The organism is Pseudomonas sp. G2-4 (genome assembly GCF_030064125.1).
Lineage (GTDB): Bacteria > Pseudomonadota > Gammaproteobacteria > Pseudomonadales > Pseudomonadaceae > Aquipseudomonas.
This window is the reverse complement of the sequence record NZ_CP125957.1, coordinates 6,493,540-6,513,182: the sequence shown is the minus strand read 5'-3', so window position 1 is coordinate 6,513,182 and position 19,643 is coordinate 6,493,540. Positions and strand designations below refer to the sequence as shown.

The window sequence follows — 19,643 nt, the reverse complement described above, 5'->3', positions numbered from 1 at the left end:
GAATTTAATGTTATAGTATAACGGTTGATTCGAAGAAACCTTTTTCATGAACGAACTTTCATCTGTTTCCTCTCACGTTCCACGTGAAACATCAGCGTGACGAATCCTGGCAACCATTCATACGACCGCACACGAATTTTCCGGTGCTACCGCCCGAGCTGGAAAATCGATTGATCGTCGTCCAGCCAACACGCCGACTGTAGCCAACCCAACTCTCACCGTCGGACGCCAAGCCTGTAAAGAACGTGAGTTGACCGTAACGACTGTTGGTTTGTGCCCAGTAGCGGTGACTGGTCGCTTCAAAACCTCGCAAGTAAATCGTGCTCCCGGTCGTCGCGACGCTGTAGGCATTGCCTTGCCCATCCACACAAGCCAGCAAGTTCGCGCTGCGGGTGCAGTTCGCCAAGAGCGGGTTTTGCGCCGACGCACTTAACACCCATAGCAATAAGGGGCTCGCTAAAGCGAATTTCAAATGACTGCGCATTGATTGTTCTTAGACCAATGAAAGCTGCAGGGCTGGTTGAATTGTGTTGTTATACTATAACATAAAAAGCACGCAGACCTTGAACCCCAGTCAAAGCCTGAAAACGAGCCGCAGTACGCGTGAACCGCGTCAGCTATGGCCGCCCCCGATGAGGATATACCTGATGCCCAATCGCCTTCCTGTCACCGTGCTTTCCGGATTCCTCGGTGCCGGTAAAAGCACGCTGCTCAACTACGTGTTGCGTAACCGCGACAATCTACGGGTCGCCGTGATCGTCAACGATATGAGCGAGATCAACATCGATGGCAGCGAAGTCCAGCGAGATGTGACGCTGAACCGCGCCGAAGAGAAATTGGTGGAAATGAGCAATGGCTGCATCTGCTGCACGCTGCGGGAGGACTTGCTGGAAGAAGTCGGCCAGCTTGCCAGGGAAGGGCGCTTCGATTATCTGCTGATCGAATCGACGGGTATTTCTGAACCCTTGCCGGTGGCGGAAACCTTCACGTTTCGTGATGAAGAGGGCCGTAGCCTGGCCGATGTCGCACGGCTCGACACCATGGTGACGGTGGTTGATGGGGTGAATTTCCTGCTGGATTTCCAGGCCGCCGAAAGTCTGGCCTCACGGGGCGAAACCTTGGGCGAGGAAGACGAGCGCTCGATTACTGACCTTCTGATCGAACAGATCGAGTTCGCCGATGTGATTTTGATCAGCAAAATTGACCTGATCAGCCGTCACGAGCGGGAGGAGTTGGTCGCCATTCTGCAACGTCTCAACGCCCAGGCCCGGATCATTCCCATGGTTATGGGCCAGGTCCCTCTGGGGAGCATTCTCGACACCGGCCTTTTTGACTTTGAACGCGCGGCTCAAGCTCCCGGCTGGCTACAAGAGTTACGCGGCGAACATGTGCCCGAAAGCGAAGAGTATGGCATCGCCTCGACGGCCTATCTGGCGCGCCGACCCTTTCACCCCCAGCGTTTTTTCAGCTTGATCGACCGTCCATGGACCAATGGCAAACTCCTACGCTCCAAGGGGTTCTTCTGGTTGGCCAGCAAACCTGAGGAAGCGGGCAGTTGGTCCCAAGCCGGCGGCCTGATGCGGCATGGGTTTGCCGGGCGCTGGTGGCGTTTCGTGCCAAAAAACCAATGGCCACAAGACGAAGAAAGTACCGCGGCCATCCTGAAAAACTGGCTTCCCACGACGGGCGATTGCCGTCAGGAATTGGTATTCATCGGACAAAACCTCGACTTCGTCCGGCTCAGCGCGGAGTTGGATGCTTGTCTGCTCACCGACGCGGAAATGGCCCTGGGTGCGGAGAGCTGGCGCTTGTTGCCGGACCCATTCGGTCCGTGGCATGACGAGGTCGCGGCCTGATGCTGGCGCCCACTCTGAAAAGGGTTGCGCAGGTGCGGCAGGTCCAGGGCGATACGCCACGGATTCTGACGCAGATCCTCGACGACGGTACCAATCTGGCGGTCTGGCAGCGTGAGCTTCCGGCCCACATCCACGATTTTTCGGCGTTGGTGCTTTCGCTGGATGAGCCTCTGGCTGAGTCGCTGGTTCTCGAATTGCCGGAAGAGGACACGCCACCGGCGTTGAACGGTCTCGCCAAGGGCTTCAGCGACCTGCAAGGCTACGAAGGCTTTATCGCCGACGTCGCCTGGCTGGTCAGCGCGTTTGCGTGCCTGCTAGGGGCCCGGCGTATCGGCCTGCGTCTGCGAACACTGGACAAAGCCATGTGCCCGCGCTTTCACGTCGACCACGTGCCGGTGCGGCTGATCACCACTTACGCCGGTGTCGGCAGCCAATGGTTGGAGGAAGGGGCCATGGACCGTCGATGTCTGGCGCAGCCCGAAGCCGAGCCCAGCGATCCGCGGGTGATCCAGCAACTTTGCAGCGGTGATGTGGCTTTGCTCAAAGGCGAGAAATGGCGCGGCAATGAAGGGCTCGGCCTGATCCATCGTTCCCCGGAACTGGCCCAGGGGGACCGTCGATTGATCCTCACGCTGGACTGGCTGGCCTAAGGCTTGAGCCAGGTACCCTGGCTTTGCCCTTCACAAAACGGCTGGAGATAAGCCGCATCGGTGGCCACGCCGTAATAGTGAATATCCTGGCGGTAGGGCATATTGGCGACTTGGGCGTTGCTGCAGACACCAAACGCGCCGCCAGGGCACTGATCGACGTACTGCACCTCGACTTTTTGCCCGGCGAGGCTTGGCTGGCAGAAGCCGTCGGCGAACAACTTCTGCGGAATGTTGCGGTTCTGCTGGCAGACTTTTACATCGAGCCGTTCCGCCTGACTGTGCACCACACAAGCCTGGGCCAGTGCTTGGTTGGAAGTCAGTGCCAGTAACAACCAGCCGATCATCCGCATTTTCACCTCCATCGAAAGCCGTCGATTATGTTGCAGAACATCCCCACCCATGTCATCGCCGGCCCCTTGGGAGCGGGCAAGACCAGCTTGATCAAGCAACTGCTGGCCCAGCGTCCGGCCAACGAGCGCTGGGCGGTGTTGATCAACGAGTTTGGTCAGATCGGCCTGGATGCCGCGTTGCTGACCCAGGCCGCCGATGGTATCGCACTGGGCGAAGTGGCCGGGGGCTGTTTGTGTTGCGTCAACGGTGCGCCCTTTCAGATCGGTCTCGGTCGTTTGTTGCGCAAGGCTCGGCCGCACCGGCTGTTCATCGAGCCGTCGGGGCTGGGCCATCCGGCGCAATTGATGCGCCAACTGAACGAGGCACCCTGGCTCGGCGTGCTGGCGGTCCAGCCTTGCGTGCTGGTGCTGGATGCCCAGGCGATGGCGGCGGGCAAGCCGTTGCCCGAGGCCCAACGACAAGCCTTGGACTACGCCGGACTGTTGGTATTGAACAAAGCTGAAAACCTCACCGAAACCGATCGCGCCCACGTCACTGCGCAACTGCCGCAGCGTGCGTTGTACTGGACACAACAGGCGGTGCTGCCGATTGATCGGTTGCCGGGGTTGCAGGCTCGAGGGAGCGGGGTTGTGGATAACCTGGTCTTGCCTCAGGACGTGGGCCAGATGCCAGCCATCTGGACCGATCCCAAGTCGCCGATCTGCCTGTATCAGCAGCTGGAAGACAGCTGGAGTATCGGCTGGCGCTGGCACCCGAGCCAGCGATTCGACACCGAGGCGCTGACTCAATGGCTGCAAGGCCGGGCCTGGAAACGCGCGAAGCTGGTTATCCACAGCGCCGACGGCTGGGTATCAGCCAATGCGTTGGACGGCACCGCACTGGGTTGGAGAGCCAGCGAGTGGCGTCAGGATTCACGGATCGAACTGATTTTCGATGAGCCGCAAGACGTTGATGCCCTGCAAGCCGGTCTGGCGAAATGTCGGTGCCCCTGAATCAGTCCTGCTTCAAGGCTTCCACTTGTTGTGTTCCTGACGCCACTGGCTCAACTCGATGACCTCAGCCCTGGGCCTGGTCGGGACCGGTTCAATCGGCGTGGGCGGTGATTCTTCGAATGGCATCGGGTAGGGCGCCAGCTCGATGTTTGCGCTGTGGGCACCGAACTGGGTAATGGTGCCCGAATGGCGGGTTTCGCCCGTGACGGTAAACTCGAAATTATAGATACGCGCCAGCCGTCGTCGCCCGTTTGCATCTTTCACGAAACCGATCTTTTTCAGCGCCACGTTGCCGTCCAGCAGCTCGATCTTGAGGTTGGCACAATGCTGCATGACCCTCGCCAAGGCCCGTTCGCGCAAGCCATGGTTATGCCACAGCCAGGCCCCGCCGGTAGCCAGCAGCATTAGCACGAAAATATTTCCAAGGGTCAGCATGAACGAAGTGCTCCAACAAGTTGCGGTCAGCTTAACTGTGTCGCCGGTCTGTCGTACAGGCTGCGTTTAGTCGCATACTGCGCGGCTCGAATTCCAATCGTTTTACGGAAACTTCCCGCATGAAACGTACACCTCATCTGCTTGCGATCCAGTCTCACGTGGTATTCGGTCACGCTGGCAACAGCGCTGCCGTGTTTCCGATGCAGCGGGTTGGGGTGAACGTATGGCCGCTCAACACCGTGCAGTTCTCCAATCACACCCAGTACGGCCAATGGACCGGGGAGGTGCTTGCGCCGCATCAGATACCGGCGTTGGTAGAGGGTATCGCGGCGATCGGTGAGCTGGGGAACTGCGACGCGGTCCTATCCGGTTACCTGGGCAGCGCCGCTCAGGGGCGAGCGATCCTGACGGGCGTGGCGCGGATCAAGGTGGTCAATCCCAAGGCGCTGTACCTGTGTGACCCGGTCATGGGGCATCCAGAGAAAGGTTGCATCGTTGCGCCTGAAGTCAGTGAGTTTCTGTTGGAAGAAGCCGCTGCCGTAGCGGATCTCCTGTGTCCGAACCAACTGGAGTTGGACAGTTTCTCCGGGCGCAAGGCGCAGTCGCTGCTGGACTGCCTGGCCATGGCCTGCGCGCTATTGGCTCGCGGACCGAAGGCGGTGCTGGTCAAACATCTGGTCTACCCCGGCAAACCTGAAGACAGCTTCGAAATGCTCTTGGTGACCTCCGACGGCAGCTGGCATCTACGCCGTCCGCTGCTGGCTTTCCCTCGCCAGCCGGTGGGCGTGGGTGACCTGACGTCTGGGCTTTTCCTGGCTCGGATACTGTTGGGGGACAGCCTGGTGGCAGCGTTCGAATTCGCGGCCGCAGCGGTGCATGAGGTGCTGTTGGAAACCCAGGCCTGCGCCAGCTACGAGCTGCAACTGGTCCGCGCCCAGGATCGGATTGCCCATCCGCGAGTGCGTTTCGAAGCGGTGCCGATCAGCCTTTGATCGACACCGTGGAGATGATGTAGATCCATGTGGGAGCGAGCTTGCTCGCGATGAGGGCGTCACATCCAACATCACTGTTGCCTGTCACACCACTATCGCGAGCAAGCTCGCTCCCACAATTTTTGACTTTCGTCGGTCTGTTAAGGCCCGTCCGCCTTGATCTCTTGATACCGCTTTTCCAGCTCCTGGCGGATCTGCCTCCGTTGTTGGGCTTGTTCATAACGGCGCTTTGCTTCGCCGTTCTGCGGCTGCAACGGTGGGACAGTGGCCGGCTTGCGCTGGTCGTCCACCGCAACCATGGTGAAGAAACAGCTGTTGGTGTGGCGTACCGAGCGTTCGCGAATGTTCTCGGTCACGACTTTGATGCCCACCTCCATCGACGTGTTGCCGGTGTAGTTCACCGACGCCAGGAAAGTCACCAGCTCGCCGACATGAATCGGCTCACGGAAGATCACCTGGTCAACCGAGAGGGTCACCACGTAGCGTCCGGCGTAGCGGCTGGCGCAGGCGTAGGCAACTTCGTCGAGGTATTTGAGCAGGGTGCCGCCATGGACATTGCCAGAGAAGTTGGCCATATCGGGGGTCATCAACACCGTCATCGACAGCTGGGCGTTTCCGGGTTCCATAACGTACTCACGGTTCAAGGCAGCAATTCGGGGGGAGTGCACCTCTGCGGGTGCTGGTGAGCGGCCAAACAGGCCACCAGGTTTTCAAAACCACCACTATCGGGACGCTGCGCCTGTGGCTGCCGTCACGCGTCGATGGATCTGTTTCCATATATTGCACCGTCTTCTTGTCGGAAGTCGCGGTGTTACCCTTCAAAAGCCCGTTGCGAGGGCAATTCCTACAAAGGAAACGGACTTATCTGGCTCTGGGATGAGTCATTTTGAACAGGGAGCCCCGACATGCATGCCATCAGCTTCATTCAAGACTTGGCGATCATCATGATGGCTGCGGGGCTGGTGACCGTACTCTTTCATCGCTTCAAACAACCGGTGGTACTGGGCTACATCGTGGCCGGCTTCATCATCGGCCCGCATACGCCTCCGTTCGGCTTCATCCACGATGAAGACACGATCAAGACATTGGCCGAACTCGGGGTAATCTTCCTCATGTTCTGCCTGGGCTTGGAATTCAGCCTGCGCAAGTTGTTCCAGGTCGGGGCCACAGCGTTTATCGCAGCCTTCCTCGAAATCGTGCTGATGATCTGGATCGGCTACGAAATTGGTCGCTGGTTCGACTGGAGCACCATGGACTCGCTGTTCCTCGGCGCCATCCTGGCCATTTCCTCGACCACCATCATCGTCAAGGCCCTCAACGATCTGAAGATGAAGAACGAGCGCTTCGCGCAGCTGATTTTCGGGGTGTTGATCGTCGAGGACATCCTGGGCATCGGCATCATCGCCTTGCTGTCGAGCATTGCCGTCAGCGGCACGGTGAGTTCTGGCGAGGTGTTTTCCACCGTCGGCAAGTTGTCGCTGTTCATGATCGTCGCGTTGGTCATCGGCATTCTGCTGGTGCCGAGGGTGCTGGCCTACGTGGCGAAGTTCGACAGCAATGAAATGCTGCTGATTACCGTGCTAGGCCTGTGTTTCGGCTTCTGCCTGCTGGTGGTGAAGCTGGAGTACAGCATGGTGCTTGGGGCGTTCTTGATCGGTGCGATCATGGCCGAGTCCCGGCAACTGCTGAAAATCGAGCGACTGGTGGAGCCGGTGCGTGATTTGTTCAGCGCGATTTTCTTTGTCGCCATCGGGCTGATGCTCGATCCGGCCATCTTGCTGCAATACGCCTGGCCGATTGCCGTGATCACTGGCGCCGTGGTGCTCGGCAAGATGCTGTCTTGCGGTCTCGGTGCTTTTATCGCTGGCAACGACGGACGCACCTCACTGCGGGTTGGGATGGGTCTTTCACAGATCGGCGAGTTTTCCTTCATTATCGCTTCGCTGGGGATGACCTTGCAGGTGACCAGCGACTTCCTCTATCCGGTAGCGGTCGCCGTCTCGGTGTTGACCACACTGATGACGCCTTATCTGATCCGGGCCGCCGATCCGTTGTCCGTCAAGTTGGCGACGGTCATGCCGCAGCGGTTGACGCGGGTGCTGGGGATGTATGGCGAGTGGCTGCGCAGCATCCAGCCTCAAGGTGAGGGGGCGGTGGTGGCTTCGATCATCAGGCGGATTTTGTTGCAAGTCGGGATCAACCTGGCCCTGGTCATCGCGATTTTTGTCTCGGGTGGCTATTTCGCCGAGCGGATGTCGGCCTATCTGCAAGTATGGATCAGTGATCCGAGCTGGCAGAAAGCAATGATCTGGGGCGGGGCGTTGCTGCTGTCGCTACCGTTTCTGATTGCCGCGTACCGCAAGCTCAAGGCGCTGTCGATGTTGCTGGCGGAGATGGGCGTGAAGCCGGAGATGGCTGGCCGCCACACCCAGCGGGTGCGTCGGGTGATTGCCGAGGTGATCCCGCTGCTTTCGCTGCTGGTGATATTCCTGCTATTGGCCGCCTTGTCGGCCAGCATCCTGCCGACCAACAAGTTGCTGGTATTGATCGCCGTGGTGGCGACTGCCGTGGCGGCACTGCTCTGGCGCTGGTTCGTCCGCCTGCATACGCGGATGCAGGTGGCCTTGCTCGAAACCCTGGACAATCACAAGGACTCGTCAGGGCATTGACCGGTGGCGGGCAACCGGCGGATCAGCTTTCCAGCCAGACGTCCCGTGCCCAATGCCAGACCGATTCCCAGGTCTCTTCGGCGATCAGTTCTTCTTCGGCCTGCCACAGCACCACGGTGCCGTCTTCTTCGACGCAATAATAATCGTCGCCGTCCTGGCAAATCGGGATCAGACCACGGTCGACGCCGGCATCCCAGGCATTGGCGGCCACATCCGGCAGATAGGTGTGGGATTGTGGATCGGTGACGGTTACGGGTTCCAGGCTGCCGTAGACGACATCGCTGACGGTCAGCAAAAACTCCCGGAAGACAAACGGGATATCGATGAACAACTGCTCTTCGATTTCTACCAGCAAGTCTTCGTCGGGCAACTCCAGCGGGACCGGTACGGGCTCGTTGGCTTCACGCAATTGTTCGATGATTTCTTCCACGTCCGGGATCCTCTTTCTCGATGGCGCGGTTTATATGGAGCGGTTTATACAGTAGCTCGCCATAGATGCAACCGCGAAATAGAAAACCCCGGCCTGGGCCGGGGTTCTTTTATTTCAACATGCGAAACGCGAAAAGGTTCAACCGTTCTGGCGGATACCGGCCACCAGCCAAGGTTGGTCATCGCCCTGGGCACGTTCCATGTTCCAGCTTTCGCTGAACGCTTCGCCCTTGTCGAAGCGAGAATCCTTCGACAAACCGCTGAAGGTAAGGGTGGCGATGGTCTTGTCGGCGCGATCATCGACACCGTCCAATTGCACCTGCAGATTGTCGATGTAGGTGGACTGGAAGCCATCACCCAGTTCGGCGCGTTCGCGCTTGAGGAACTCCAGCAGTTGCGGGGTCACGAACTCGGTGATCTTGTCCATTTCGTTCGCGTCCCAATGCTGCTGCAAGGACATGAAGTGGCTGCGCGCGGCTTCGATGAAGCGTTGCTCGTTGAACCAGGCAGGTGCGTTGATGACCGGACGAGCGGCTGCAGGCGCTGCTGAACCACCGAAGATGGAACCGCCGGCAGGCTGCTGGTCGAACACTTCACGCTGCATCGGCGCATGGCCAGCCGGAGCGAGCTGCTCTTGCTGCTTGCGGCGACGGGCGGCAATGAAGCGGAAGACCAGGAAGGCGATGACCGCCATGATCAGGATGTCGAAGATCTGCATGCCCTGGAAGCCGTCGCCCATGAACATGGAGGCGAGCAGGCCACCGGCGGCGATACCGGCCAGGGGGCCGAGCCAGCGCGAAGCACCGCTGGCCTTGGTGGCCGCGCCCGCGGCACCGGCTGCGCCTGCGGTGGCAGCGGTAGAACCGGCGGCAGAGGACGGCGCCATCTGGCTGGTCTGGTGAGTCGGGGCTGCCCCCGAGCTTTTACCACCGCCAAAGCGCTTGGCGGCATTGGCGTCGATGGCCATCGTCAGGCCGATGCACAACGCCATGGCGACGCTAAGAAAACGTTTCATATAAAGGCATTCCCATTTGTGGATAGCACGCGGGCCATGTTGCACAGCTGAAGTGTTGCTGGCTAGCGGCAGAGTGTTTCCGGCTTTTGCATGACAGGTGAGGTTCAGCTTCAGTCGCGCAAGAGGACTTGTTCGCTTTTGGCTGTAGGAAAGGGGAACAAGTTCTATCGGAAATGTTTTGGCGTCCCCAGAACAACTGTGGGAGCGAGCTTGCTTGCGATAGCAGTGTGTCAGTCAGCATCAATATTGACTGAGCGACTGCTATCGCAAGCAAGCTCGCTCCCACAGGGGCCTACACAAATCTCTAGATCGCCTCGAGCTTGGCATAACCCAGCATCAGCCATTTGCTACCTTCGCTGAAGTTCACCTGCACCCGGGCCTGGGCGCCGGCGCCTTCGAAGTTGAGGATCACGCCGTCGCCGAACACCGAATGCCGTACGGTCTGGCCGAGGCTGAAGCCGGTTTCCGGGATATCGCTGCCGCCGAACAGGCTGCTGGTGCTTTGCTGCTGGCCGCCACCGAACGGACGGCTGACGCTGTTGGACAGCCGTACTTCCTGAATCAGGCCCTTCGGCACTTCGCGTACGAAGCGTGACACCTTGTTGTAGGTCTCGCTTCCATACAAGCGTCGGGTTTCGGCGTAAGTCAGCACCAGATTCTGCATGGCGCGGGTGATGCCGACATAAGCCAGACGGCGTTCCTCTTCCAGGCGTCCCGGTTCTTCCAGGCTCATCTTGTGGGGAAACAGGCCTTCTTCCATGCCTACGAGGAACACGTAGGGGAATTCCAGGCCCTTGGCGCTGTGCAGGGTCATCAGCTGGATGCTGTCTTCATGCTCGTCGGCCTGGGTGTCGCCGGCTTCCAAGGAGGCGTGACCGAGGAACGCCGACAACGGCGTCAGGTCAGCGTCTTCTTCGGTGTTCTCGAAGTTGCGTGCGGCGCTGACCAGTTCCTCAAGGTTTTCTACCCGTGCCTGGCCTTTCTCGCCTTTTTCCGCTTCGTGATAGGCGATCAGGCCGGATTGCTCGATGACCGTCTGGGTCATCAAGTGCAGCGGCATTTCCCCGCACTTGGCGGCCAGGTCTTCAATCAGGTCCATAAAGGCCTTCAGGGCACCCGCGGCGCGTCCGGTCACGCCTTTATTGGCAACCAGCTGACGCATGGCTTCCCACATCGACACATGGCTGTGGCGTGCATGATCGCGAATCGCTTCGACGGTCTTCTCGCCGATGCCCCGCGTCGGTACGTTGATTACCCGCTCCAGGGCGGCATCGTTGCCGCGCCCTTCGAGCAAGCGTAGATAAGCCATGGCATTCTTGATTTCGGCGCGCTCGAAAAAGCGCTGGCCGCCATAGATGCGGTACGGGATCCGTTCGCGCAACAAGGCTTCTTCCAGTACCCGCGACTGGGCGTTGGAGCGGTACAGGATGGCGATGTCGCTGCGGGCCAGGCCGGTTTTCAGTGCACTCTCGATGGTTTCCACCACGTAGCGGGCTTCATCGTGCTCATTGAAGGCGGCGTAGAGGTTGATGGCTTCGCCTTCGCCGCCATCGGTCCACAATTCCTTGCCCAGGCGCCCGGTATTGTTGGCGATCAAGGCGTTGGCGGCCTTGAGGATGCCGGCGGTAGAGCGGTAGTTCTGTTCCAGGCGGATGACTTCGGCGTCAGGAAAGTCCGCCGAATACTGGTGAATATTCTCGATCTTGGCGCCGCGCCAGCCGTAGATCGACTGGTCGTCATCACCCACTACCATCAGGCTGTCGCCGCCCTTGGCCAGCAGGCGCAACCAGGCGTATTGCACGGCGTTGGTGTCCTGGAACTCGTCCACCAAGACATGCCGGAAGCGCTTTTGATAGTGAGCCAGCAGGCCTGGGTGATCGCGCCACAGGTCCAGGGCCCGTAGCAGCAGCTCGGAAAAGTCGATGACCCCGGCACGTTGGCACGCCGCTTCGTAGGCTTCGTAGATGCTGCGCATGGTGGCCAGGAACAGGTCGCCGCTGGCCTGGATGTGTTGGGGGCGCAGGCCTTCGTCTTTCTGGCCGTTGATGAACCATTGGGCCTGACGGGCCGGCCAGCGCTGCTCGTCCAGGCCCAGCTCGCGGATCACTCGCTTGACCAGCCGTTGCTGGTCATCGCTGTCCAGGATCTGGAAGGTCTGGCTCAGGCCGGCTTCCTGCCAGTGCGCCCGCAGCAGGCGATGCGCCAGGCCGTGGAACGTACCGACCCACATGCCGGCTGGGTTGATCCCCATCAACTGCTCGATGCGATGACGCATCTCGGCAGCGGCCTTGTTGGTGAAGGTCACCGACAAGATCGAATGGGGCGAGGCGTTTTCGACCTGGATCAACCAGGCGATACGGTGCACCAGCACTCGGGTTTTACCGGAGCCGGCACCGGCCAGGACCAACTGACGGCCCACGGAGGCGGCTACGGCCTGGCGTTGGGCATCGTTGAGAGAGTTCAGCAGAAGGGAGAGATCATCGCGCATCGGGGCATTCTAGGGTGCGGCGTCACCCCGGGCAAACCGAGCTTTGCCTCAGCCGATAAAAGACCGGTCGATGATGACCGGTTGGTCATGGGCTACAGGCACTGGTGGGGCTCGCTTGAAGGGCGCTTCGCCCAATAAAATCGCGACTTTTTCGACACTTTTATGAGCTGGAGCAGTGTGGGATGGCGTTTGGCTTGTGTATGCTCGGTGCACGTTTCAGGTTCTCCATGTTTCACTGAATAAGAACAAAAACAGTGCCTATGACCTTCAATTCCGATCTGGCGGGCCCCTGTGTGGAGCCGCGGGTCATTCGCAAGCAGTACGCCATGGAAATGGCGGTCGAGCGCACGCGTCTGCTTTACCAAGGTTCATTGCTGCCCACGCTGTTCATGCTGGTCAACGGTTTGGTCTGCGCCGCTCTGTTATGGGGGCCGGCACGTTACTTTCTGGTCAGCGTCTGGCTGGTCTGGTTGCTGTCATTGGTCGCGTTGCGGGTGATTCAGGTGGCCGCCTTCGATTCGGCGATGCCAAGCCGTCAGGCCCACCCCGTCTGGTTGCGCATGTTTTTGCTGGGCTCGGCGATGACCGGCCTTACGCTGGCCGGGGCTGGCATCGCCCTGGTGCCGGCCGACAGCTTCCAGCAACAGGCCTGGGTCTTCGGCCTGATTGGCGCGGCCACCTTGTCGGCCAGCGTTGCTTATGCCGTGAGCCTTCCGGCATTTCTGTCCTTTACCTTGCCGTGCCTGTTACCGGCCATCGGCTATCTCTTCTGGGGCGGTGATGAGCAGCAGCGCGGGTGGGGTTGGCTCGGGCTGGTTGTGCTGGTCTCGCTGAGTGTGGTGGCTTGGCAGGTCAACCGGTTGATACAAAATGGCCTGTTGCGACGGTTCCAGAACCAGGCGCTGATCGAGCATTTGCAGCAGGCGCAAACTCGCAGCGCACAGCTCAACGATGCGTTGGCCCGGGAGGTTGAACAACGTCGCTGTGCCGAAGACAAGCTGCGGGTGGCCCAGGTTGGCCTGGAGGCGCGGGTCGCGCAGCGCAGCCTCGAACTGGAGGTGGCCAGCCAGGCCCTGGGCAAGAGTGAGGCGCGCCTGGCCCTGGCCCTCAAGGCCAGTGAGCTGGGGTTGTGGGACTGGAACCTGCAGACTGACGAAGTCCACCACACACAGCTCAAGGAACTGTTTGGCCTGGAGCCCGAATACGTCACGGCAATGCTCAGCCATCTCACCCCGCGCCTGCATCCTCAAGACCTGCCGGCCCTCAAGCGAGCCCTCGTTGAGCATCTCAAAGGCCGCAGCGAGGATTACCAGATCGAATACCGCGTGCGCCACGGCGATGGTCACTGGGTCTGGATCGAAGACCGTGGTCGGGCCGTGGAGCGCAGCGCGAACGGGCGGGTGCTGCGCATGGTCGGCACCCGTAGAAACATCAGCGCTAGTAAAGAGCTCAAGCAACAGCAACAGCTGGCGGCCACGGTGTTCGAGGCTGCCAGTGAGGGCATCGTGATTTTCGACCCAGGCTTCGTGCTGCTCGCCGCGAATCAGGCGTTCACGCGGGTCACCGGCTTCAATATCGAGGACATGCTGGGGCACAACGTGGTCGACCTGCCCTGTAGTCGCGATGCCCGCCGGCACTACCCGGTCATTCGCCAAGCCCTCAAGCAGCATGGCACCTGGCAGGGTGAACTGGTGGAAGCGCGGGCCAATGGCGAACTGTATCCGCAGTGGTTGCAACTGAACGTGGTGCGCGATAGTCGGGGAAATGTCAGCCACATAGTCGGCTTCTTTGCCGATCTGTCGGCGCGGCGCGAATCCGAAGAACGGATGCGCTACCTCACCCATTACGACGAGCTGACCGGGTTGGCGAATCGCTCGCTGTTCCGTGAGCGCCTGAACGAGGCGCACCAGCGGGTGCGTCAGGGCGGACGGCGTAGCCTGGCGTTGCTGCATATCAACCTGGATCGCTTCAAATTGCTCAACGACAGCCTTGGCCACGACATTGCCGACCAGCTGTTGCAGAAAATGGCGCGGCGCCTGATCAATGCGCTGCCCGAAGCTGACACCATCGCCCGATTGTCCGGCGACGAGTTCGCCGTGCTGTTCGATGCCTATGGCAATCTATCCAGCCTGGCGCGAGTCGCGACCCGATTGTCCGCCAAGCTGCGCGTGCCGCTGACCATCGAAGGCCATGAGTTGGTGGTCAGTGCCTCCATCGGCATCAGCATGTTGCCCGACAACGCGCGCGAGATTGCCACGCTGATCAGCCAGGCGAACATGGCCATGCAACACGCCAAGCACCTGGGCGGTAACAATTTCCAGTTCTACACCGACAGCCTCCAGGCCAGCACGCTGGAGCGCCTGCAGTTGGAGAATCAGCTGCGCAAGGCCCTTGAAGAGCATCAATTGAAGGTCTTCTACCAACCCAAGTTGTGCCTGGCGACCGGGCGCTTGAACGCCGCTGAGGCGTTGGTGCGCTGGGATCATCCGGTCATGGGCCAGGTCCCGCCGGTGGATTTCATTGGCCTGGCGGAAGAGACCGGGCTGATCGGGCCGATTGGCGAGTTCGTGTTGCGCCAGGCCTGTTGGCAGGCGTGCGAATGGCAGCGCCAGGGGCTCGCGCCGATCCGGGTGTCGGTCAACCTGTCGGTGCATCAACTGCGCCAAGGCAAGCTGGTCAGCCTCGTGCGACAAGTGCTGGAGGAAACCGGGCTGGCGCCTCAATACTTGGAGTTGGAGCTGACCGAGAGCCAGTTGCTCGACAGCGTTGAACACATCATCGCCACGTTCCAGCAACTGCGTGACCTTGGGGTCAAGTTGGCGATCGACGATTTCGGCACCGGTTACTCGTCCCTGAGTTACCTCAAGCGTATCCCGGTGGATTACGTGAAGATCGACCAGGCGTTCATTCGCGGGTTGGAGGAGGGGGGCGAGGATGCAGCAATTACCCGGGCGATTATTGCCATGGCTCATGGGTTATCGCTCAAGGTAGTGGCTGAAGGGGTGGAGCGGCAGGAGCAGCTTGAGTTCCTGAAGGCTGAACGATGCGATGAGGTCCAGGGCTACCTCATCAGCCGACCGGTCGAGGCCGAGGGCCTGGCTCAACTGCTGCGAGAGCAGCGCCTTGAATGAAACTTCCCGCCGGAGTGGCACGCACGGTGCCGCTCCGATGGGAAGATCATCATGTATTAGTGCGTGATCATGACGTCATCAATATGATGAACGAGTTCATCATTGAAGAAGATGCTGACCCCGGTGACGCTCGAGTCGCCAAGGACTTTATACTCGACATGTTTGTGCGTGATAACTTGTAGTGCAACTTCATCACTTTGTTCGAGTTGCAACTCCAAACGGAGGTCGAACGATTTATCTTGTGTTTCACTCAGCACCAACTTTGGGATGATGCCACTGTTCGATACCTCTACCGTTCCATAGACACGGAACGAAGCTGCCCCGGGCATACGGTCAATTTGTGCGGTCCAGTCTTTGGTGTTAATCGCCATGTTATGTAACTCCTGTAGTTAAGATTAAATTGCGTCCTGCGTCGCTAATATAGGTAAGTGATGAATCATGAGAAAGAGGTAAGTTGTGAGAATTTGAAAGAGCATGTGTGCGTGGCTAGTGATAAGCGGCATGAACTGAGCGGATATGAAAATCATATAGGGCGGTATTGGTAAGGGTGTTTATAAGCGGTCAACTCTCTAAGCAGTCAACCGCTTTCAGAAGGCAAGAAGCTCGAAAGTGCCTTTGGTTGGGGAAAGAATAAATTTTTCTCTCGCGTCACAGCCGTCCGGAATGGCTACATGGCTCGCCCTCCGCGAAAACAAGGGGTGGCAAGCCAATCCGGTTACGTATTGGGGCAGGCAAAAAGCCAATTCTTGTAGTATAACTACAAGCTTGCTACATCCCGGCACCTGCCCATAACAAGAGTCCAGCCCCTTGAACCTGTTGCAACACATCGCCCAGTCACGCCACCTGCTGCGCAAGTCGGAGCTGAAAGTCGCCGATCACGTACTGCTTGATCCTGCGGCCGTGATGCACAGCTCCATGGCCGATCTTGCCCACAGCGTTGGCATCAGCGAACCGACCATCGTGCGTTTCTGCCGGGCCATCGGTTGCTCGGGGTTCCAGGACTTGAAACTCAAGCTGGCGCAAAGCCTGGCCGCCGGGGCGAGCTTCGGCCAGTTTGCGATCCATGAAGACGATTCGGTCGCCGACTACAGCCTGAAAATCTTCGACACGACCCTGCACACCCTGATGGAGGTTCGCGAGAAACTCGACCCGGTGGCGTTGCAGAAAGCCGTCACGGCCATGTCCCAGGCCCAGCGTGTCGAATTCTATGGTTTTGGTGCGTCGGGCGCCGTGGCGGCCGATGCCCAACACAAGTTTTTCCGTTTGCTGCTCACCGCAGCCGCCTATTCTGACCCGCACATGCAGGCGATGTCGGCAGTCACGTTGAAACCCACTGACGTAGCGATCTGTATTTCCCAGTCGGGGCGTTCCAAAGACCTGTTGATCACTGCGAACCTGGTGCGCGAAAGCGGTGCCTCGCTGATTACCTTGTGCCCAAGCCAGACGCCATTGGCCGAGCTTTCGACGGTGAACCTGGCGATTGACGTGCATGAAGACACCGAAATCTACACGCCGCTGACCTCGCGCATTGCCCACCTGGTGGTGATCGACGTATTGGCGATGGGCGTCGCCATGGCGCGCGGCCCGAGCCTGGTCAACCATCTCAAGAGCGTGAAGCGCAGCCTGCGCAGCTTGCGGCTGTCACCCAAGTCGGTGAAAGCGCTGGATGACTGAGCCCGGTCTGGAGCTTCTGTGGCGAGGGAGCTTGCTCCCGCTCGGCTGCGCAGCAGTCGCAAACCTGCCAATGCGGTGTATCTGGATAGCCGTTGGGGGTCGCTGCGCAACCCAGCGGGAGCAAACTCCCTCGCCACAGGGTGTCATCCGAGCCGAATTCATCGTTCTGTAACCCTCGCGCCGCCAAACCGTCATCCCGCGCCTTCATCGTAAAGCTCCCGTATATGCCTTGGGAGACTCGACATGACCCAGTCCTACGAAGAACGCAGCGCCGTCAAGACCCGTCGTCAGCAGGAAGATCAGCGCCGCATGGCGTTCCGTCGTGCGATCGAAGACCGCTGTGAGCAGCGCCAGCTCCTGGCAGAAATCAGCGAATTTCCTGATGCGGTAGAGATCAATTACTGGCAGGCACCGGCGGCTTCCCGTCGAAACGTTCAACCAGGCCAGTGATCTGAGTACGCTCGCCGCGAACGAACGCCAGGAAGGCGTGGGCCACGGGCGACAGTCGCTTCGCCCTGGCCTGAACCAGGCACCAACTGCGGTACAGCGGCAGTTCCTCAATCGGCAACTCGATGAGTGCGCCGGACGAAAGCTCCCGGCTCACGGCGTGGCGCGTCAACAGCGCCACGCCCAGCCCGGCCACCACGCATTCGCGCTGGGCCTCCGCTGACGCCACTTCCAGTGTCTGGGTGAAGTGCACCCGTTTCTCCTTGAAGTACTCCTCGCAAGCCAGTCGCGTGCCTGAGCCTGGCTCGCGCAGCAGCAGCGTATACGGCTCCAGATCCTGCAAGCGCAGCGGACCCATGTGGCACAGCGGATGATCCGGGGGCGCCACGGCAACGATGGGGTTGTTGAGAAACGGTAGGAACTCCAGCCCCATGTCCTGAGGTACCATGGACATGATCACCAGGTCGTCACGGTTGTCGGAGAGTCGTCGAATGACTTGCCCGCGATTGACCACCGTAAGGTTGAGATTGACCTCCGGGTGCTGGCGCTTGAACGCGGCGAACAGGTGCGGGACGAAGTACTTGGCGCTGGATTCCACCGCCAGCTTCAGTTGGCCTTGCAGCGAGCCCTGCATGTCCGAGAGCTGCATATCGAGGTTTTCCAGGCGCCCGAAGATGTCCCGGCTGGCGCGTTGCAGCGCTTCGGCGGCCTCGGTCATGTAGAGTTTTTTGCCTACATACTCAAACAACGGCTGGCCGATCAGCTCTTCAAGGGATCGAATCTGTAGGCTAACGGCCGGTTGTGTGAGAGACATTTCGTCGGCAGCACGGCTGTAGGACCTCAGGTCGCACACCTCGTTGAAAATCTGCAGTTGACGCAATGTCATACGCATCAATGACTTACGCATTTTCTAAGTCCTCAGGGCCGAGACGGATAGCTCAACTATAAGTCTTTACTTATGCATGACCCAATAATTATTCATTTTTGTTAATCAACAGCCAGGACTAGTGTGGAGCTGCGACCGATTGTTACATCTGGTCACGCGTCGGCCTGGATCCCAGGCCGTGGTATCACCGGCTCAAGGGAACCTCCAATTGATAACAAAGATCCTGATCGCCAACCGTGGTGAGATTGCCGTCCGAATCGTGCGCGCCTGCGCCGAGATGGGCATTCGCTCGGTCGCGGTCTACTCCGACGCGGACCGCCATGCGTTGCACGTCAAGCGCGCGGACGAGGCCCATAGCATCGGTGCCGATCCGCTGGCCGGCTACCTCAACCCGCGCAAGTTGGTGAACCTGGCCGTGGAAACCGGTTGCGATGCGTTGCACCCCGGTTACGGTTTTCTTTCGGAAAACGCTGAACTGGCAGATATCTGCGCCGAACGCGGCATCAAATTCATTGGCCCGTCGGCGGAAGTCATTCGCCGCATGGGCGACAAGACCGAAGCGCGCCGCAGCATGATCAAGGCCGGTGTGCCGGTCACGCCGGGCACCGAAGGCAATGTGGCGGGCATCGAAGAAGCCCTGACCGAGGGGGACCGGATCGGTTACCCGGTGATGCTCAAGGCTACGTCCGGTGGCGGTGGTCGTGGTATCCGTCGCTGCAACAGCCGTGAAGAACTCGAACAGGCCTTCCCGCGGGTCATTTCCGAAGCCACCAAGGCGTTCGGTTCGGCGGAAGTGTTCCTGGAAAAATGCATCGTCAATCCCAAGCACATCGAAGCGCAGATCCTCGGTGACAGTTTCGGCAACGTGGTGCACCTGTTCGAGCGCGACTGCTCGATCCAGCGTCGCAACCAGAAGCTGATCGAGATCGCCCCGAGCCCGCAATTGACGCCTGAGCAGCGCGCTTACATCGGTGACCTGTCGGTGCGCGCCGCCAAGGCCGTGGGCTACGAGAATGCCGGCACCGTGGAGTTCTTGCTCGCCGAGGGCGAGGTGTACTTCATGGAGATGAACACCCGGGTGCAGGTGGAACACACCATCACCGAAGAAATCACCGGTATCGACATTGTTCGCGAACAGATCCGCATCGCCTCCGGGCTGCCGCTGTCGGTCAAGCAGGAAGACATCCTGCACCGTGGCTTTGCCCTGCAGTTCCGGATCAACGCCGAGGACCCGAAAAACAACTTCCTGCCCAGCTTCGGCAAGATCACCCGCTACTACGCCCCCGGCGGCCCTGGCGTGCGCACCGACACAGCGATCTATACCGGCTACACCATTCCACCATTCTACGATTCGATGTGCCTGAAACTGGTGGTCTGGGCATTGACCTGGGAAGAGGCGATGGACCGCGGTCTGCGGGCCCTGGATGACATGCGCTTGCAAGGGGTCAAGACCACCGCCGCGTATTACCAGGAAATCCTGCGCAACCCGGAATTCCGTAGCGGCCAGTTCAATACCAGCTTCGTGGAAAGCCATCCTGAGCTGACCAATTACTCGATCAAGCGCAAACCCGAAGAGCTGGCCCTGGCCATCGCCGCCGCCATTGCCGCCCACGCAGGCCTGTAAGGAA

18 protein-coding genes are annotated in these 19,643 nt (G+C 59.6%); 9 read left to right on the top strand and 9 right to left on the bottom strand.

Annotated features, from left to right (window positions below):
• Positions 1–91: 91 nt before the first annotated feature.
• Entirely contained in the window at positions 92–484 is a 393-nt protein-coding gene (locus QNH97_RS28700; protein WP_283554925.1) for a glutamine synthetase, read from the bottom strand.
• 163 nt (positions 485–647) lie between these two features.
• Between QNH97_RS28700 and zigA the strand changes: the two genes are divergently transcribed.
• Entirely contained in the window at positions 648–1,856 is a 1,209-nt protein-coding gene (zigA, locus tag QNH97_RS28695; protein WP_283554924.1) for a zinc metallochaperone GTPase ZigA, read from the top strand.
• The gene (locus QNH97_RS28690; RefSeq protein ID WP_283554923.1) at positions 1,856–2,506 is read left to right on the top strand and encodes a DUF1826 domain-containing protein; all 651 of its coding nucleotides are present in this window, start codon (positions 1,856–1,858) and stop codon (positions 2,504–2,506) included. Before zigA ends, QNH97_RS28690 begins: the two co-directional genes overlap by 1 nt.
• Here QNH97_RS28690 and QNH97_RS28685 read toward each other — a convergent pair.
• Complete coding sequence (locus QNH97_RS28685; RefSeq protein WP_283554922.1) at positions 2,503–2,856, bottom strand: NADH:ubiquinone oxidoreductase; 354 nt, start codon at positions 2,854–2,856, stop codon at positions 2,503–2,505. The two genes, QNH97_RS28690 and QNH97_RS28685, sit on opposite strands and share 4 nt — an antisense overlap.
• Positions 2,857–2,883: 27 nt before the next feature.
• Here QNH97_RS28685 and QNH97_RS28680 point away from each other — a divergent pair, with 27 nt between their 5' ends.
• Positions 2,884–3,849 (top strand): CobW family GTP-binding protein, encoded by a 966-nt coding sequence (locus tag QNH97_RS28680; protein ID WP_283554921.1) that lies wholly within the window; start codon positions 2,884–2,886, stop codon positions 3,847–3,849.
• 12 nt (positions 3,850–3,861) lie between these two features.
• Here the strand turns inward: QNH97_RS28680 and QNH97_RS28675 are convergent, their stop codons facing one another.
• Positions 3,862–4,284 carry a DUF3301 domain-containing protein gene (locus QNH97_RS28675; RefSeq protein WP_283554920.1) on the bottom strand — a complete coding sequence of 141 codons (423 nt, stop codon included), beginning with the start codon at positions 4,282–4,284 and terminating at the stop codon, positions 3,862–3,864.
• A gap of 119 nt (positions 4,285–4,403) precedes the next feature.
• Here QNH97_RS28675 and pdxY point away from each other — a divergent pair, with 119 nt between their 5' ends.
• Positions 4,404–5,276 carry a pyridoxal kinase PdxY gene (gene pdxY / locus QNH97_RS28670; protein WP_283554919.1) on the top strand — a complete coding sequence of 291 codons (873 nt, stop codon included), beginning with the start codon at positions 4,404–4,406 and terminating at the stop codon, positions 5,274–5,276.
• 140 nt (positions 5,277–5,416) lie between these two features.
• Here pdxY and QNH97_RS28665 read toward each other — a convergent pair whose 3' ends face one another.
• Complete coding sequence (locus QNH97_RS28665; protein WP_210642104.1) at positions 5,417–5,902, bottom strand: acyl-CoA thioesterase; 486 nt, start codon at positions 5,900–5,902, stop codon at positions 5,417–5,419.
• A 279-nt stretch (positions 5,903–6,181) separates the two neighbouring features.
• Here QNH97_RS28665 and QNH97_RS28660 point away from each other — a divergent pair, with 279 nt between their 5' ends.
• Positions 6,182–7,945 carry a cation:proton antiporter gene (locus QNH97_RS28660; protein WP_283554918.1) on the top strand — a complete coding sequence of 588 codons (1,764 nt, stop codon included), beginning with the start codon at positions 6,182–6,184 and terminating at the stop codon, positions 7,943–7,945.
• Positions 7,946–7,967: 22 nt separating this feature from the next.
• Here QNH97_RS28660 and QNH97_RS28655 read toward each other — a convergent pair whose 3' ends face one another.
• The 3 genes from QNH97_RS28655 to uvrD all read right to left on the bottom strand — a co-directional run bounded on the left by QNH97_RS28655 (position 7,968) and on the right by uvrD (position 11,877).
• Positions 7,968–8,375 (bottom strand): SMI1/KNR4 family protein, encoded by a 408-nt coding sequence (locus QNH97_RS28655; RefSeq protein WP_283554917.1) that lies wholly within the window; start codon positions 8,373–8,375, stop codon positions 7,968–7,970.
• A 138-nt stretch (positions 8,376–8,513) separates the two neighbouring features.
• Positions 8,514–9,389, bottom strand: coding sequence for a Tim44 domain-containing protein (locus QNH97_RS28650; protein WP_283554916.1), 876 nt, complete (start codon positions 9,387–9,389; stop codon positions 8,514–8,516).
• A 304-nt stretch (positions 9,390–9,693) separates the two neighbouring features.
• On the bottom strand, positions 9,694–11,877 hold the full coding sequence (gene uvrD, locus QNH97_RS28645) for a DNA helicase II (protein WP_025216238.1): 2,184 nt from the start codon (positions 11,875–11,877) through the stop codon (positions 9,694–9,696).
• A 260-nt stretch (positions 11,878–12,137) separates the two neighbouring features.
• On the opposite strand from uvrD, the gene QNH97_RS28640 reads away from it, so the two are divergent.
• Positions 12,138–15,008, top strand: coding sequence for a putative bifunctional diguanylate cyclase/phosphodiesterase (locus QNH97_RS28640; protein WP_283554915.1), 2,871 nt, complete (start codon positions 12,138–12,140; stop codon positions 15,006–15,008).
• A gap of 56 nt (positions 15,009–15,064) precedes the next feature.
• Here QNH97_RS28640 and QNH97_RS28635 read toward each other — a convergent pair whose 3' ends face one another.
• Positions 15,065–15,379, bottom strand: coding sequence for a hypothetical protein (locus tag QNH97_RS28635; protein WP_283554914.1), 315 nt, complete (start codon positions 15,377–15,379; stop codon positions 15,065–15,067).
• A gap of 436 nt (positions 15,380–15,815) precedes the next feature.
• On the opposite strand from QNH97_RS28635, the gene hexR reads away from it, so the two are divergent.
• Entirely contained in the window at positions 15,816–16,682 is an 867-nt protein-coding gene (hexR, locus tag QNH97_RS28630) for a transcriptional regulator HexR (RefSeq protein ID WP_003187110.1), read from the top strand.
• 243 nt (positions 16,683–16,925) lie between these two features.
• Entirely contained in the window at positions 16,926–17,132 is a 207-nt protein-coding gene (locus tag QNH97_RS28625) for a PA3496 family putative envelope integrity protein (protein WP_283554913.1), read from the top strand.
• Here QNH97_RS28625 and QNH97_RS28620 read toward each other — a convergent pair.
• Positions 17,077–18,036, bottom strand: coding sequence for a LysR family transcriptional regulator (locus QNH97_RS28620; RefSeq protein WP_283554912.1), 960 nt, complete (start codon positions 18,034–18,036; stop codon positions 17,077–17,079). The genes QNH97_RS28625 and QNH97_RS28620 overlap by 56 nt on opposite strands.
• Positions 18,037–18,223: 187 nt before the next feature.
• Here QNH97_RS28620 and QNH97_RS28615 point away from each other — a divergent pair, with 187 nt between their 5' ends.
• Entirely contained in the window at positions 18,224–19,639 is a 1,416-nt protein-coding gene (locus QNH97_RS28615) for an acetyl-CoA carboxylase biotin carboxylase subunit (protein WP_123414084.1), read from the top strand.
• Positions 19,640–19,643: the final 4 nt, after the last annotated feature.

What these genes read in the sequence shown, in the direction of transcription:
- QNH97_RS28625 (WP_283554913.1), top strand. Translation starts at nt 16,926, where the DNA reads ATGACCCAGTCCTACGAAGAACGCAGCGCCGTCAAGACCCGTCGTCAG.
- QNH97_RS28640 (WP_283554915.1), top strand. Translation starts at nt 12,138, where the DNA reads ATGACCTTCAATTCCGATCTGGCGGGCCCCTGTGTGGAGCCGCGGGTC.
- pdxY (WP_283554919.1), top strand. Translation starts at nt 4,404, where the DNA reads ATGAAACGTACACCTCATCTGCTTGCGATCCAGTCTCACGTGGTATTC.
- QNH97_RS28680 (WP_283554921.1), top strand. Translation starts at nt 2,884, where the DNA reads ATGTTGCAGAACATCCCCACCCATGTCATCGCCGGCCCCTTGGGAGCG.
- QNH97_RS28650 (WP_283554916.1), bottom strand. Translation starts at nt 9,389, where the DNA reads ATGAAACGTTTTCTTAGCGTCGCCATGGCGTTGTGCATCGGCCTGACG.
- QNH97_RS28690 (WP_283554923.1), top strand. Translation starts at nt 1,856, where the DNA reads ATGCTGGCGCCCACTCTGAAAAGGGTTGCGCAGGTGCGGCAGGTCCAG.
- QNH97_RS28665 (WP_210642104.1), bottom strand. Translation starts at nt 5,902, where the DNA reads ATGGAACCCGGAAACGCCCAGCTGTCGATGACGGTGTTGATGACCCCC.
- QNH97_RS28635 (WP_283554914.1), bottom strand. Translation starts at nt 15,379, where the DNA reads ATGGCGATTAACACCAAAGACTGGACCGCACAAATTGACCGTATGCCC.
- zigA (WP_283554924.1), top strand. Translation starts at nt 648, where the DNA reads ATGCCCAATCGCCTTCCTGTCACCGTGCTTTCCGGATTCCTCGGTGCC.
- QNH97_RS28660 (WP_283554918.1), top strand. Translation starts at nt 6,182, where the DNA reads ATGCATGCCATCAGCTTCATTCAAGACTTGGCGATCATCATGATGGCT.
- QNH97_RS28620 (WP_283554912.1), bottom strand. Translation starts at nt 18,036, where the DNA reads ATGCGTAAGTCATTGATGCGTATGACATTGCGTCAACTGCAGATTTTC.
- QNH97_RS28675 (WP_283554920.1), bottom strand. Translation starts at nt 4,284, where the DNA reads ATGCTGACCCTTGGAAATATTTTCGTGCTAATGCTGCTGGCTACCGGC.
- uvrD (WP_025216238.1), bottom strand. Translation starts at nt 11,877, where the DNA reads ATGCGCGATGATCTCTCCCTTCTGCTGAACTCTCTCAACGATGCCCAA.
- QNH97_RS28685 (WP_283554922.1), bottom strand. Translation starts at nt 2,856, where the DNA reads ATGCGGATGATCGGCTGGTTGTTACTGGCACTGACTTCCAACCAAGCA.
- QNH97_RS28700 (WP_283554925.1), bottom strand. Translation starts at nt 484, where the DNA reads ATGCGCAGTCATTTGAAATTCGCTTTAGCGAGCCCCTTATTGCTATGG.